Below are 15,815 nucleotides of genomic sequence, written 5' to 3' on the forward strand. Positions count from 1 at the left end.
TAATCCCTACCGTGGTGCACGGTTTAACTCTTTCAAACTTGAAGGGTTCTTAAAGCTGATTTACCGGCGTTTATCAAATGTGACCATTGAACATTTAGACTGGTTTGATTTTATTAGGCGTTATGACTGGCCAATGACCTTGTTTTACCTTGATCCACCTTATTTTGGCGTTGAGAATTGCTATGGCAAAGATTTGTTTAAGCGAGAGGATTACCAGAAAATGTCCACACTGCTTGCCCAATTAAAGGGAAAGTTTGTTCTGTCTCTTAATGATGTGCCAGAGATCCGATCAACCTTTAGCCAATTTAAACGAAAAGAGGTGAATACATCTTATACATGTGGTTCAAATAATCCGATGCCCGCTCAAGAGCTGATCATCTCAAATTGCGATCTTTAGGAAAAGAAAAAAAATTCATGAAAGGGGGCTTTAAATGACCTTTGAAAGGTCTTTGAAGACCCTTTGAGAACCCTTTGAAAAAATGAAAATCCTTTGAAAAGGAGGTCATTTTTACAAAATATGATGCGAATGAGACAAAATTTGCTGGTCTCTGCATGCATATCTTACAGATTTTAGCTGTCAAATAATGGGATTGATGGAAAAGATGAAGCATCTCAAATTGCGATTCCTGAGCAGAGCAAAATAAGGCTCATAAAAGCAACTCTAAATGATCCTTCAAAACCTCTTTGAAAAAAATAAATTGGTACAAAACCTACTGTCAAATTATACAAAACCTGCTGGCAAGCTACAGGCAAGCTACAGCTGGCAAGCTACAATCTCTGGAAAAAAGTGGTCGGAGCGGCGGGATTCGAACCCACGACCCCTTGACCCCCAGTCAAGTGCGCTACCAGGCTGCGCTACGCTCCGAACTGTATAGAACGACTAAACGACTGCTTCTTTAAAGGCAAGAGAAAAATAAAGAGAATAAAATCTAAAATGCTTTTGCACTTTTAAAGAAAATTTATGGAATAAAAATTTTTCCGCTTCAATGTTTCTTTATTTATTGAAGAGCTAATTATGTTGCTAAGTCTGTTTATTTTTTGAAAAATGAGAATAATAAAAATAATACCTTTTAAAGTTTTTTATTTGTCTATCGGCAATTTTCAAAAAAGGCGAGCGTTTTTATCAGTATATGAAGAGATACATGACATTGGAAAATGTTTTCTTTTTTAATAGCAATAAGAATGCCACGTGCATTTGTTGCATTCGTAGTTACTTTGTTTATGATTTTTGTAAAAATGCTTTTTTGCATAATGTCACAAGCGCAATAAAAGAGAAATTTTAGGACTGACAGTCATAAATTAAAGTCATTGGATATGAGGATTTTATCTCGATAAGAAAAGATCAAAACATTTTAATTTATATCTTGTTGTTTTATTTCTAAGCTACTAAATAAATATCGTAAATAAAACACATTTCGAAATGTTTGTTGAGCAAGAAAAGAGTAAGTGATGAGCCGTTTTCCGGTAATAAATTTGACCCAATCTGCAGTAAATCGTGTTAAGGCGATTATGGATGAAAAAGGTGCACGTGGCATTCTTATTAGTATCAAAAAAGGTGGATGTGCGGGGATGGAATATACAATTACTCTTGTAAAGGAAGAGGGGTTGGATGCAGATGTTGTTGAAGTTAATGGCGCACGTGTTTTTATAGCACATGATGCAGTATTATTTTTATTAGGGACACAAGTGGATTACGAAGCAACGACACTTCGTTCCGGTTTTGTCTTTAAGAATCCTAATCAAGTTTCAGCATGTGGATGTGGTGAATCGGTAGAACTCCGTCCTATATCACAAAATCAGTTAAATAAAACAGATAAAGCCAATTAAGCTTAATACGATTCTATTGAATAATTTGATGATTTCTTGATTTTTATGGTTGATGAAATCTGATATTTTCCCTGTTTTTTACTTTTCGCTTTACTCCAAAGATCTTCCGTTTCGTTCAAAGATACATCAGCTAGTGTTTTAGATTGAGTGGAGAGACTTTCTTCAATATAGGTAAAACGATTGCGAAATTTTGCGTTTGTTTTTTTTTAATGCTTTTTGTGAATCAATATTCAAGTGGCGTGCAAGATTAAGCAAGGTGAAATAAAGGTTACCGAACTCTGCTTCTATATCTGACGTTTTATGATCTTTAATGGCTTCTTTGAGTTCATTGAATTCTTCTTCAATTTTTGCAAAAAAAATCATGATTTTTATGCCAACAAAAACCCTCTTTGGCCGCGGCTTTTTGTAAAGCGAGTGCTTTTTGCTCTGCTGGCTGGATTTTTTTTACTTTTGCAAGAATGCTTGTTATAGGATCGTTTGTTAAGCTTGCTTCTTTGCAGCATTTTCTCTGTTCAGCCTGTTCTCTTTTTTTGATATTTTCCCATTCTTCTGCGACAAAACCACGTTTTTTTGCTCTATATTTCCAAAAACATGAGGATGGCGGCGAATCATTTTTGCGGTAATTGCGTAAACAACATCCTCAAAAGAAAAACGACCTTCTTCTTGCGCAATTATAGCATGATAGACGATTTGTAAAAGAAGATCACCGAGTTCGTCGCAAATATCTGTCCAGTTTTTTCGTTCAATGGCATCGATAACTTCGTAAACTTCTTCAAGCATATAGGGTATGAGGGATTCAAATGTTTGTTTTATATTCCAAATACATCCGTTCTCACGGTTTCGTAATGCTGAAACGATTGCGATAAGATCACTGATCTCTTTTGATGCGTTCATTTATGCTTTTCCTATAAAGCTATGAATATGTCAATTATCCCAACGTCTGTGTAGCCACGTCCATTGTCCGGGATATTCACGTACCCAACTTTCAACAATATCGTTTAATTTTTGCGTGGAAGCAGCTATATCAATCTCATTTTTTTCATCAAGTGGAAGTTTTATAGATTCATACAACTCTAAACGATGACGTCCTCCAGCTAGCCGGATACAACGTGCTGGATAGATATCACAATCATATTGTCGCGCGAGTTTTATAATTAAGGGATTTGTTTTAAGTGGCCTATTGAAAAATGTTCCTAAAATACCTCGACGAAACTTTTGATCAACGAGCATGCCAACATTTTTACCTTCTGCTAACTTGGCTGCTAGTGCCCAAGCTGCCCCAGCTTTAGATGGCACGAGATGTCCCATAGAAGTTTGTCTGGCTTTAAGGACTCGTTTTGCTATATAGGGATTATTGGGGGGACGAAAAAGCACTGTAACATTCAGTCCAAAACTTTGGGCACATATAGGAAGGAGTTCGAAATTTCCGCTATGAGCTGTGAAAAAAATATGCGGTTTTTTTTCATTTTTTAATCGCTGAAATATCTCAGCACCTTTAACTTCAATAAGACCAGGTTGGTCCGCATGAGGATCAAAATCAAAAATTTTATCAAGAAAAATATATTCGGCTACGAACAGCCCTATATTTTCCCACATTTCTATTGCAATTGTATGCAGCTCTTCTTTTGTTTTTTCTGGATACGCAGCCTTAAGGTTTGCAAGCGCGATTTGATGACGATGGATAAGAGGACCAAATGTTTTTGCTAACCAAGAAAAGAAAGAAAGTCCAATGTTGCTAGGAAAATATTTTAAAATAAATAAAGAACCAATGAGAAAATATCCCCATAACAAATAAAATAATTTTTTTGCTATAATTTTAATACGATACATAAAAATTTTAATATAAAAATTCATCATAAATTAATCGATTTTAAGAATAATTTTACCGAAAATATCACGGCTTTCCATGCGTTTTAAAGCTGTATCAATTTCATCAAATTCAACAATTGTATCAATGACAGGATGAACAAAACCTTTTGCCATTTTCCACATGGCGTTTTGCATGTTTTCTATACGACAGCCAAATGAACCAAATATCTTAAGTTGTTGTTGGAATAACTGCATAAGATTTAATGGTGCTGTCACTCCAGAAGTTGAACCACAAGTTACTAAGCGTGCTCCTCGTTTCATACACAACAGAGAACCGCTCCATGTATCGGCTCCTACGTGTTCAAAGACAACATCAACACCTTTTTTTTGCGTTAATTTGCGGACAACGCCTTCAAATCGGTCTTTGCGATAATTAATAACATGATCTGCCCCAAGAGATTGTGCTTTTGCAATTTTTTCATCTGAACCTACAGTTGTGATAACTGTGCATCCCATGTGTTTTGCGAGTTGAATGGCTGCTGAACCGATACCAGAACCACCTGCTTGTATCAGTATTGTTTCTCCTACTTGTAGTTTTGCATTATCAAAAAGCATATGTTCTACAGTGCCGAAAGTAATGGGAGCAACAGCTGCTTGCAGTTCATCACATTCTGGTGGAGCAGGGACCAAGAGGCGTGCTGATAAATTGACAAGTTCACAGGCAAATCCATCAAGATGAAAACCGTAGACGCCTTTCACTTGACTACAGAGATTATCACGCCCTTCACGACAAGCTTGGCATATTCCACAGGTTTGCGCACCATAAAGGGAAACAATTTGGCCGAGGCGTAAATTTTTAACATGACTCCCTAGTTGCGTAACTTCACCGGAAGCTTCTGCGCCAATGATGAGTGGTATTTTTCTTTTAGCAAAGGCCATACCACGCCAGCCCCATACATCAATATGATTGAGAGCAACAGCTTTTATACGTACTGTTACCTCATCGGGATTAGGTGGTGGTGGTGGAGAAATGTTGGTGATTTCAAGCTGACGTTCATTTAATAGTTGCAGTGCACGCATTATTATCCCCCTTAACGTATATGGCTATTAGATTACGCGTTACTAAGTTTGATGAGTATGAATAAAGTTTATCCTTTATATGCTGTGATAACAAGACTTGTATTTTGGCCACCGAATCCAAAAGAGTTTGATAAAACTGCATTGACACGTGCTTTACGGCTATGGTTAGGAACAACGTCTAAAGGAATAGCAGGATCAGGATCATCATAATTAATTGTAGGAGGAAGTATCCCCGATTGAATAGTTAAAAGAGAAAAAACAGCTTCGATGGCGCCAGCAGCAGTTAATGTGTGTCCAATCATTGATTTATTAGAAGAAACAGGAATATGTTTTAAAATATTACCGAAGACTGTTGATAGTGCGAGGTATTCCATCTTTTCATTTTCAGGAGTTGAGGTTCCATGGGCATTAATGTAGTCAATTTCATTGGTGATTATCTTTGCATCATCTAAAGCTTTACGAATGGATTCAATTGCTGGAGATGCATCGGGCTTTGAACGCGTACGATGGAAATCATCGGCTGTTTCTCCACAGCCAGCTAAAATTCCTAAAACTATGGCATTACGATCTAATGCGCTTTTAAGAGATTCAAGAACAAGAGCACCTGATCCTTCTGCCATAACAAAACCATCTCTATCACGGCTAAAGGGTTTTGCTGCTTTTTCTGCAGGATCATTATGGGATGAAAGAGCAGATAATAACGAAAAGCGGATGAGAGATTCTGCTGAAACAGAACCATCTGTAGCAATTGCGAGTGCACGATTTGTTTCTCCCCGTCGAATAGCTTCAACACCTAATTGAATTGCTGTTGCACCAGATGCGCAAGCGGTTGAAAGTGTAATTGGAAGTCCCTTTGTTCCAAATTTTTTTTGAAGATTTGCTGCAATTGCACCAAATTGTGTGCTTTCAAAGAATGTTTCGTGAAGGTTATGGCTGCAGACTTCAAGAAGATGCGCATAGGAAGGCTCACCATTAAATGCTTCCTCTTGATCAAGAGTAAAACGTGCTGTCCACTCTAGCTCAACAGGAGGAGCTGCTAAAAAGAGTGGACCATTAAAATTCGTTTTATCAAGAGCGGCTTGCGCTAAAGCTTCTTTTGCTGCGAGATCTGCAAGTTTTTCAGAAAGAGCTGAAGCACCAAGCGTACTTTCTTTAAGAAAATCAACTGTTCCAGCGATACGTGTGTTTAATCCTTCAACAGGAAAGCGTGTGATTTTATGAATGCCGCTCACACCACTTGTTAATTTTTGCCAATTTTCATGTTTGCCTTGTCCCAGTGATGTTACAATTCCTGCTCCAGTTATTGCCACAAATGGACGCCCAAAATGATCATTATATTTCACTATGGAAATCTCCCTCAAACAGCAGTTAGGCGGGCTACACCTTCAGCTCTTTTTATACCAATAGTCGTAACAAATGCTTCACATACTTCTTTTAGAAAAGGCTTTTCAGAAGCACTTAATGCTGGAAAACTGCGTTTTTTTTCAATAACAAGAGCAGCAAGTGCAAGTGCTAAAGGAAATTGCGCTTCCCGCATATAACCAAATAATGTTGTAATTCCGCGGTAAAAAATATCAGAATTTTCAAGAGCATTTTGTTCTGCTTCTGTCACTTCATGAAATCCTGAAGCAGCAGAAATAGCTAAAGCAGATTTTGCTTTGGTTGTTTTCAACATTGATACAATTGATTCTTGAAGGGAGACTTTTGTTCTGTCTGTTTGATCTGTGATGATCTGCTTAATTTCAGCATAAGCACGTGCATTACGTTTTTTTGCATGTGCTTCACTTTCAAGAACGAGAAAGATACCACCAGAACCAGTTATAACACCGCCACCAGAATATTTTTTACGTTCCCACACTGGTGCCCACCCATCTCGCATTAAGAGGTTACCAAGTTCATGGGCTAACAACATATCATAGCCCTGTGCATTATAGGAGCCTCCCACCAATACATGTGTACTTTGCCCTGATCGAATACGCGCTGCAGCAATTTGAATTGCAGAAAGTCCACTGCCTTCTTCTCCCATAAAGGTGCGAGAAGAGCCGGTAACTTTATGAACAATTGAAATATTGCCAGCCAAAAGATTTGACAGTTGTGCTAAAAACAAAGTGGGACGAAGTTCAGTCGAAAGGACTGAATTTAATATGGAAGCAGGATCGGCAGCTGTGCGTGCTTTAGAAAGAATTTGTGTATCAACGACAATATCGCGCTCTCCTCCGCTTGCTGCGACAATCATATCCATTGTTGATGTTAATTGTTCATTATTTTTCATGCCTGCATCATGAAGAGCAAGGCCTGCTGCATAGGTACCAAGGCGTTGCCACGTGCCCATTTGCCGTTGATCACTTTTTTTGGGAATTTGTAAACTCCAATCAATTTCAGGCAATTTATGAACCGTGTAGGGTGAAAAGGTTGTACAATCAAGATTTGGTGTAACTGGGGGATTATTCAAGAGATCCCAATGATGACCAACGCCTTCACCAAGAGAGCTTATAAGTCCTATACCAGTAATGAAGACAGCGTGATCATGCATGGTAAAAAAAAATTATTCCGCCTGTTTTATGGCGACGAGTTCGTCAATTTTTGCACAAAGATTTTTGAGAACAAAATATTCTTCAGTAGCAATTGCACCTTCGTTAATTTCTTGTGTCCACTGCTCTAGTGGAACTTTAATCCCAAAAGCTTTATCAATAGCAAAAACAATATCAAGAAAATCAAGGCTATCGATTCCCAAATCATCAATTGTATGGCTTTCAGGTGTGATTGTGCTGCGATCAATTTCACTGATTTCTGCGATAATATCAGCAACTTTATCAAACGTAGAGGACAATGTAGGATTCCTTATTATAGAGTTGATAAATTCAAATATATTTATTATTCTTTTTTTAGCCTTTTTTCCCTTTTAAAAAAAGACTTAGAATATAATTATCTTTCTATAGAGTAAACAAATTTACAGTTCATGAAATGATATACTTAGAGGCTGTAAAAAATTTTAAAATTTTATTTTAAATTTACTTATTTTTATTTATCTTATGATGGATTTTTTCCTATTGGCTGCGAGAACTGCAAGAGCTGTCATATTAACGACTCCTCGTGAAGTGACTGAAGGTGTCAGGATATGTACAGGACGTGAGGCGCCGATTAAAATAGGTCCAACATGAAGTGCATTGGTAAGATTTTTTATGAGATTGAGTGTTATATTCGCCGCATCAAGTGTTGGAAAGACAAGCAAATTAGCTTCATCTTTGAGGCGTGAATCAGGAAAAACACGATCACGAAAAACTTTAGAAAGTGCTGCATCACCGTGCATTTCTCCATCAGCTTCTAAATTTGGATATAGTTTAGCAAGAATTTCGGTTGCACGGCGCATTTTACGCGCACTTTCTGTATTTTTTGAGCCAAAGTTTGAGTGTGATAATAATGCTGCTTTTGGAGTTATACCAAACGCTTCAATTTCTTGTGCTGCTAGTACCGTCATTTCTGCTATTTCTTCTGCAGAAGGATCTTCATTGACGTAAGTATCTGTTAGAAAAAGGGTCCGACGTGGAGAAATAAGTAAACTCACAGCAGAAAAATGACGAACGTTTGAATCAAGTCCAATGACCTGCTCAATTAATTCAAGATGACGTTCAAAACGCCCTTCTAAACCGCAAATCATTGCATCAGCTTCTTCACGCATTACAGCGAGGGCTGCAATTGCTGTTGTTGATGTTCTTACAATTGTTTTTGCTACATCGGGTGAAACACCACGTCTTCCTGTGTAACGAAGAAATAAATGAACATAATCACGAAAACGTGGATCATCTTCTGGATTTGTAAGTTCAAAATCTATGCCTGGGCGAATTCTTAAACCAAAGCGCTTTAGTCTCGCCTCCACCACATGGGGACGTCCAATGAGGATAGGTATTGCAGTTTGTTCTTCAAGAACAATTTGTGCTGCACGAAGTATGCGTTCATCTTCACCATTCGCATAAATCACACGTTTACGTTTTGCTGTTTTTGCAGCAGCAAAAACGGGTTTCATCATTAAACCAGAACGGAACACAAATCGGTTAAGAATATCATGATAGGCTTCCATATCTTCAATGGGACGAATTGCAACACCAGTATCCATTGCTGCTTTAGCAACAGCAGGAGCAATACGCAGTATTAAACGTGGATCAAAGGGAGAGGGAATCAGATAGTCTGGACCAAAACTGGGTGGTTTTTTGGAGTATGCACGTGCTGCAATATCTGAAGTTTCTTCGCGGGCGAGAGCTGCAATCGCGTGAACTGCAGCCATTTTCATTTCTTCATTAATTGCGCTAGCACCAACATCTAATGCACCACGAAAGATATAGGGAAAACAAAGAACATTATTGACCTGATTGGGATAATCAGAGCGCCCTGTGCAAATCATTGCATCTGGCCGCACGGAATGTGCTTCTTCTGGCATAATTTCTGGTGTTGGATTAGCGAGTGCTAAAATTAATGGATTTGAAGCCATTTTTTTCAGATATTCAGGTTTTAAAACACCCCCTGCTGAAACACCTAGAAAAACATCGGCATTATCAATAATTTCGGATAAAGTTCGTGCCTCAGTTTCTTGGGCATAATTGATTTTCCAACGATCCATAAGGGCTGTGCGACCTTTATAAACCACTCCTTCTAAGTCGCTAAGCCAAATATTTTCAACTTTTGCTCCAAGGCGAACTAAAAGGTTAATACAAGCTAAAGCCGCGGCACCAGCACCTGAGGTAACTATTTTTGCATTTTCAATTTTTTTCCCAGCAAGATTTAAAGCATTTAATATAGCTGCAGAAACAATAATAGCAGTTCCATGTTGGTCATCATGGAAAACTGGAATATTCATTCGAGAACGAAGTTTTTCTTCGATTTCAAAACATTCAGGAGCTTTAATATCTTCAAGATTAATACCACCAAATGTAGGTTCTAAGGCAGATACAGTGTCTACCATTTGTTCAATATTGGGTGCATCAATTTCAATATCAAAAACATCAATATTCGCAAATTTTTTAAATAAAACGGCTTTTCCTTCCATAACGGGCTTTGAGGCGAGGGGACCAATATTTCCTAGTCCAAGAACAGCAGTTCCATTTGATATAACAGCAACTAAATTAGAACGAGAAGTATATTGTGCAGCAAGATTTGGATCTTTATGAATTGCAAGACATGGTGCAGCAACACCTGGAGAATAAGCAAGAGCTAGGTCACGCTGATTATCAAGAGGTGTTGTCGCTTGTATTTCCAACTTTCCGGGTTTTGGATGTTGGTGATAAAAAAGTGCGGCACTGTCAAGTTCAACTTTTTGTGAACTGAAATTACTCTTTCGTTCTATAGACATTTTTATGATATCCAAGTTAGTATATGTTTATGTGAGATGTTTCATCTATGATAAATTTTATCTACTGGTAGCTCTCTTTTCTCTGAATAAAAAATGCACAAGAAAACTCTTCTGGAGCATTAAAGCAGTTTGATATTTTTTTATTTGTGCCCCTTAAAGATTGCATTGATAACAGCACGATTAATCTTTTTTCCTTAACAAAAATTTGCGGAAGTGTGTTATTTAAAAAGACGAGTATAATATTATTGATGCTTACATTATCAAGCAGTTATTTTTTTTGCAATGCTGGCAAAAAAAACAGAAGAGAATTTATTCATTTAACCTAGTTTTTATAAACTCCAGCTTTATTCATACTTATAGTGAGTGATAATTCATAAACCATTATTTTAAAATTCTAAACTGCTTTGTATCATTTTAATGAGCACTAATGGAATGAGTCTATGCATGTAGGTAGAAAAATATGTGTATTTTAACGAATAAAGCTTTGGTTGGAAAATTTATCAATTGAGTGCTTTATAGAGAGTTTGTTTCTACAATAGGTCTAAATTTGTATAAGAGGTATAAAGCAGGGGAATACTTATCCTTATTTTTGGGGGTACGTTATTGGTCATTAATATTGTTTAGGATACCAATCATCTATCCAACTTTTACAAAATGCTACATTTGCAAGTAGTGCATTATATGACGATAAATCCATAAATACAAAAAGTGGAAAAAATATTTTTCCACTTTTATGGTTGTCTATTGGATACGACCACTTGCATGAGCAAGCATAGTGTAAACTTTCCCAGTATCTGATATTAGATATTTTCGAACTGAGTTCGAAGAAGCTGAACCATGAGATACATCACGTAATAGTTTTTCAAAATCCGCAATATATTGATTAACTGACTGTTTAAAATCAACATCGCTCATATATTTTTTCTTAATCATTTCAAATATGGTTTTTCCATTCAAAGTATAAAGGCGTTCGGTCACGATGTTTTTTTGTCCACGCCGATAATGATCCCATAGCTCAACAACAGCATTGTGGTTAATAGCCCGCACTATACCAGCGGCTAATGTGTTAAGAGACTCATTTACAGGTCGCGATTTTGTTTGTACAGGGGCAAAAACTGAATCATCAGGTCTTTCATCATACCAAGTTTCTTCACGCGAAGCTCGTTCTAAGAGGTTCGATACCCATTTATTCTGCCTTTTTTTGCTTTGGTCTTGTTGCAAAATAGGCTTAGGGGGTATTATCTTTTTAATGAATTCAGGGGAACGTCTATCACTTCTTTGAAGTGTTAATGTTGTGGGAATTGTCGATATTAGCTGCTCATTTACATTATTTTGTGCATTATTTTGGTCAGTTTTTTGTACAACACTTGCTAAGTCCTTTAAGGCTGTAATTTGTTCATTGAGAGCGGTGCGGATTGTTTGCGTTGTTTCTTTTGTCGTTGCAGGGAGTTTTTGAACACTCTCATGAATATCATGATTAATTTTTGAAAGTTCTAAACGAACTTCATCAGCTGAGCGACGTATATCTTCTGTTGCTCCTGAAAAACGCGTTGAAGCTTCATTAATGAGCTGATTAAGTGATTGTTGGAGTGAATGTGTGGAATTACGCGCATTTTTGTCAGTGCGTTCGAGTGCTGAGCTGAGAACATTTTCATAATGTTCAATCAGTTGATTGATTTCATTAGATTTTGAAACAAGAGCATTGCTTAATGCAGAGAGCGTGTTGTGTTTTTCTTCAAGTGTTGTATTAAGCGAATTTTCGGATTGTTCTAAAACTTGAATAGCTTCAGAAAGTGTTTCAGCATGTTTATTGAAACTACTTGTTATGTGACCAATTTGTTCAAATGTGTTTTGTGAAAGTCCTTGCAAAATCTCAATATTGCTGTTGAGCGCTTGATTTGAGGCTGATAAATGCTCTGCTACTTGGTTAGTGTTGCGGAAAAAGTTATTTGCAGTCTCGCTGAATTGACCGTCAATATTTTGAACCGCTGATAATAAAACATTGCTATTTTCATGAAAGCTGTAAATTGACTGATTCAATTGTGCAATAATAGATGAGACATTATTGACAAGATCTTCCTTCATAGCAGTTACTGTTTGAAGTGTTTCAGAGTTGGTTTGTGCCAAACTATTTACGAGAGATTCACTGTGTGCATAAATCCTTTGTTCGGCATCTTGTGTTGAGAGGGAAAGTTGTTCGCCAATATGCTGTGTTAAAGAACCAATTGACTCCGTTGTACTTTGCGCAGCTTGATTTAAATGGTTTGTCAACTCTGTGATTTTTCCAACATATTCTGAAATTTGAGTAGCTGTTTGATTTTTTGCTTCTTCCAAGCGGCTACTTACATCAGAAAGCTGATATCCTAAATTATTTTTAAGATTCTGCATGGAGTGATGAAGAACATTGCATCTTTCGTTAAGGACTTGTTCAATTGTGATTGTTGAAGTGTGAATTGTTTCATTCAATAATGCTTGTGCATTATGACTAGCTGTTGCGAAGGCTTCGATAGTATGGGCTGTTTGCTCAGAAAAAACAGACAAAACTTTTTCACTGGTATCATAAACCGTTTGTTTAACGTTTGATACAATGCGATTTCCAGATTCCGAGAGAATATTTTCTGCTTGTACAGCGACATTTGTAACAGATGAAAGTATCTGTTCGCCTGTAGAAGAAAGAATATCGGAAGCCTTTATAATATTGTTATGCAAGTTGTCTGTGACCGTATTCACGGAATCTTCTAATGTGATGCGCATATTATCAATGTTTGTTTCCAGCGTTTGTTGAATAATCTGACTTTGTTCATTATTAAGCATGATAGATGTTTTTAATGTGTCAGAGCGTTCTTCAAAAGCGGATGTTTGCATCTCAATAGTTTCACACACTTGACCAAGCTTTTCGGACAATGTTTCTTCTAATGTTGTTGCACGTTCAAAAATTTTGTGTGCACGAACTTCCAGCTTTGTATCAAACGATTCCATGCTTGTTTCAAGGGTTTCAAAGAATGTACCACTCGATTGAGAGAGGGTATTCTTTAAAATTTCGGCATGGTTTTCGAGGTTTTTAATATGATCTTGGACAGTTTCTGTAATGTTTTTATTATTGGCAGCAATTGCATTCTCAACCAAATCTATTTGTTGTTTTAACGCAACATCCACATGTATATCACTTTTTGTAATGAGATTATGGATTGTTTCCATCCGCTGCTCGAGTGCACGTGCTTGATCTGCAAGAACTTCGTTAAGAGAAAAACTATTAATTGCTAAAGAGTCACGCAGAGCGTCAGCACGTATATCAATATTTCTGGCTTGTGCTTCTAAGGCCTCTTTTGTTGTATTACTACTTTGTACAATGACTTCTTGTAGTTTTTCTGTGCATTGCACTATATTTGCAACGTGATTTTCAGCATACTGATCAACGATTTGAACATTATCAACCAAAATCTGTTCAAGATTTGAGGTGTTTTGAGCTAAAACATCAATTTGATTTTTTAGTGTCTCAGTGATTTTATTCTTTTCATTATCGAGCATATCTGCCATCAGAGCTCTTTGATCAGAAAGTTGTAATTTGAAGTCCTGCGAACGCTCTTGTATGATATCAATAATAGCACTATCAATATGCTGAACTTCTTCTCTTAGCTTTTCTTTGCTTTTGTCGATTGCAGAAAGGATAGTTTCGTGCCCATTTGTAAAGGCTTTGGTAATATCAGCTGTTTTTTCTTGAAGATTTGCATTAATTTGCAAAACGTGCGCTTCTAAGAAATTACCAAGCTTTTCAGCATTATCTTCTAGAGTTTGACTGCGAGCAATGAAGGATTCAATTATGGAATTGCTGTGTTCTTTAAGAGAAAGATCAACCGTTGCTAAACGGTTTTCAAAAGCTTCAATCGCTTCTGAAGTCACGTTATCAAACTTGGAAGAGAGTTTATATGCTTTTTCATCGAGTTGAATGATTTTTTCATCAAAACTCTGTAGAAACTGATGATTGCGATCAATAATGGATTCATCCAGCGTTCTAAATTTTTCATCAACATTCTGTAAAGTCTGTTCTGTTGCTGTTTGTATATGCGTCGCAATTTTAGCGATATGCATTTCAGCTTTAGCTGCTGTTTCATTAAAGGCTTTTTCTATTTGTTTTTCATTATTATCAAAACGCTCTGAAAAACCATCAAAGTTTTTCCCTAATTCGTGAAAGAAAGCTGTATTTTTTTGCTGAATCTGGGTTGTGGTTTCATTAAATTTTTCAACAAGCTGGCTTGTTACACCATCACCTGCATAGGAAAGTTTTGCAACAAGATTTTCCCCTTGTTTTTGTAAGGTCTGGGAAAGAGTTTGTGCAAGCTTTTCAACATTGGTGACAATTTTTGAAGTCACTAAGCCAAATTCATCATTCAGTTGTTCCTGTGTTCCTTTAATTGTTGACTGTACGCGATCAGCATGATTCAAAATGGCTATGCGCTCATTGCTTAGTTCTTTGATTAATGTGTGTATACGTGATTCGTTTTCAGCATAGGCTTGTTCCAGATTATGGACCTCCCCTTGTATGATTGCTTCAAGTTCAACAGCACGCTCAAGAGTGCGTTCAATTCCCTCGTTCATAGCTGCGACTTTTTCACAAATGGTTTGCCCTATAGCGATGGCTTGTTTTTCAGAGATATGCTGTGGCTCACTGAGGCGCTGTGCAGCATTTGTCATAAGAAGAGCAATATTATGCAATTCGTTTGAACGCTTTGTTAATTGAGCAAATCCCCAAGAGAGAAGGATAGGGATTGCTGTTCCGGCCGCTACTGCTAATCCCGTTGGCGATGTAACAAAGGTGGTGATATTTGATAAGGAATTGAGACCAGCAGGAGCAAGCTTATGCGCAATAAAAGCACCCCCTGTTGCCCATAGAGCACTAAGCGCTGTTGTACACCAATAGATTCGTGAAGTAGAACGCTGCTTTAATAAGCCAAAATTTAAAGGGATTGTTATATCATCATTGGCAGGAAGAAGCTGTGTAGACAACAATGTATTATGAACAGTTCCACCTGAAAGGTCAGGATTAGGTTTTGAAGCAAAAAGCTGTTCAACAACCGCTTCATCAATAACAGCATTATCATGAATATTTGAGACAAGCGTTGAAGTAGCATTTTCAGCAAGAATTTCTTCTTCTGCCATTGCAATCTTTTGAATTAATTCGTCTACATTAATGACATTTTCAGAATTATTGACTGATATTGTTTCCATTGCCGCATCATTATTAAAATCAAAGTTCATAGCTTTCGAAAGAGCTTCTTCAACTTCAATTTCAAATGTTTGTAACTTAGTTCTGCGTGCCATACTCGCCTCGTACTCTTACAGATGGAAAAGGGATACGTCCTCCTCCAGATATTCGGATATACTAGCTGTTAATTATTTAGAAAGGAATATGCTTTGGAAAAAAATTTAAAACTTATCAAGATAAAGTTAACGTGGTTCTTTTAACCTGTTCATAAATGGTATAAAATATAATAAAAACAATATAGTGTTTGATTACAATAAAGATAAAAACACTGTTTACAATTTTCATTTATAGGTAGAATGATGAGGCTACTACATTCATTTTTATTGATTCTAAATGAGAGGAATTAGCCATATACCGCTAAAATGTTATAATTTGTAAAAGGTATCCACATTATAAAATGGTCTTTCTCATAGCAGTTCGTAATAAAGTGAGGGTGCGGAATTTTTTTTATATTTGATGATAGGTTTTTGTAAGTTATGATATTCATCATTG

At 36.9% G+C, this 15,815-nt stretch carries 9 protein-coding genes, 1 tRNA gene and 1 pseudogene; 2 read left to right on the forward strand and 9 right to left on the reverse strand.

The window, feature by feature from the left end; translation table 11 throughout:
- A partial coding sequence (locus J7R10_RS05155) for a DNA adenine methylase (protein ID WP_246787406.1) occupies positions 1-397 on the forward strand: 397 nt, incomplete at its 5' end.
- Between the two features lie 391 nt (positions 398-788).
- Here J7R10_RS05155 and J7R10_RS05160 read toward each other — a convergent pair.
- Positions 789-865 (reverse strand) — tRNA-Pro (locus tag J7R10_RS05160).
- 584 nt (positions 866-1,449) lie between these two features.
- On the opposite strand from J7R10_RS05160, the gene J7R10_RS05165 reads away from it, so the two are divergent.
- Entirely contained in the window at positions 1,450-1,827 is a 378-nt protein-coding gene (locus J7R10_RS05165; protein WP_010705203.1) for an iron-sulfur cluster assembly accessory protein, read from the forward strand.
- Between the two features lie 2 nt (positions 1,828-1,829).
- Here J7R10_RS05165 and mazG read toward each other — a convergent pair.
- The 8 genes and pseudogenes from mazG to J7R10_RS05205 form a co-directional block, all read right to left on the reverse strand.
- A pseudogene (gene mazG / locus J7R10_RS05170) lies at positions 1,830-2,721 on the reverse strand (nucleoside triphosphate pyrophosphohydrolase).
- A gap of 30 nt (positions 2,722-2,751) precedes the next feature.
- On the reverse strand, positions 2,752-3,681 hold the full coding sequence (locus J7R10_RS05175; RefSeq protein ID WP_010705204.1) for a lipid A biosynthesis lauroyl acyltransferase: 930 nt from the start codon (positions 3,679-3,681) through the stop codon (positions 2,752-2,754).
- A gap of 6 nt (positions 3,682-3,687) precedes the next feature.
- On the reverse strand, positions 3,688-4,716 hold the full coding sequence (locus J7R10_RS05180; protein WP_010705205.1) for a zinc-binding dehydrogenase: 1,029 nt from the start codon (positions 4,714-4,716) through the stop codon (positions 3,688-3,690).
- 68 nt (positions 4,717-4,784) lie between these two features.
- Positions 4,785-6,059 carry a beta-ketoacyl-ACP synthase gene (locus tag J7R10_RS05185; RefSeq protein WP_010705206.1) on the reverse strand — a complete coding sequence of 425 codons (1,275 nt, stop codon included), beginning with the start codon at positions 6,057-6,059 and terminating at the stop codon, positions 4,785-4,787.
- 14 nt (positions 6,060-6,073) lie between these two features.
- A complete protein-coding gene (locus J7R10_RS05190; RefSeq protein WP_010705207.1) occupies positions 6,074-7,249 on the reverse strand; it encodes a beta-ketoacyl-ACP synthase in 1,176 nt (391 codons plus the stop codon).
- A gap of 12 nt (positions 7,250-7,261) precedes the next feature.
- Positions 7,262-7,546, reverse strand: coding sequence for an acyl carrier protein (locus J7R10_RS05195; protein WP_010705208.1), 285 nt, complete (start codon positions 7,544-7,546; stop codon positions 7,262-7,264).
- 195 nt (positions 7,547-7,741) lie between these two features.
- Entirely contained in the window at positions 7,742-10,060 is a 2,319-nt protein-coding gene (locus J7R10_RS05200; RefSeq protein ID WP_010705209.1) for an NADP-dependent malic enzyme, read from the reverse strand.
- Positions 10,061-10,801: 741 nt separating this feature from the next.
- Positions 10,802-15,379 (reverse strand): hypothetical protein, encoded by a 4,578-nt coding sequence (locus J7R10_RS05205; RefSeq protein WP_010705210.1) that lies wholly within the window; start codon positions 15,377-15,379, stop codon positions 10,802-10,804.
- Positions 15,380-15,815: the final 436 nt, after the last annotated feature.

The sequence above is a fragment of the Bartonella vinsonii subsp. berkhoffii ATCC 51672 genome (assembly GCF_902825225.1).
Classification (GTDB): Bacteria; Pseudomonadota; Alphaproteobacteria; order Rhizobiales; family Rhizobiaceae; genus Bartonella; species Bartonella berkhoffii.

Bases quoted from the DNA above. Each gene is read 5' to 3' on its own strand.
- J7R10_RS05165 (WP_010705203.1), top strand. From the start codon at position 1,450: ATGAGCCGTTTTCCGGTAATAAATTTGACCCAATCTGCAGTAAATCGT.
- J7R10_RS05175 (WP_010705204.1), bottom strand. From the start codon at position 3,681: ATGAATTTTTATATTAAAATTTTTATGTATCGTATTAAAATTATAGCA.
- J7R10_RS05180 (WP_010705205.1), bottom strand. From the start codon at position 4,716: ATGCGTGCACTGCAACTATTAAATGAACGTCAGCTTGAAATCACCAAC.
- J7R10_RS05190 (WP_010705207.1), bottom strand. From the start codon at position 7,249: ATGCATGATCACGCTGTCTTCATTACTGGTATAGGACTTATAAGCTCT.
- J7R10_RS05200 (WP_010705209.1), bottom strand. From the start codon at position 10,060: ATGTCTATAGAACGAAAGAGTAATTTCAGTTCACAAAAAGTTGAACTT.
- J7R10_RS05205 (WP_010705210.1), bottom strand. From the start codon at position 15,379: ATGGCACGCAGAACTAAGTTACAAACATTTGAAATTGAAGTTGAAGAA.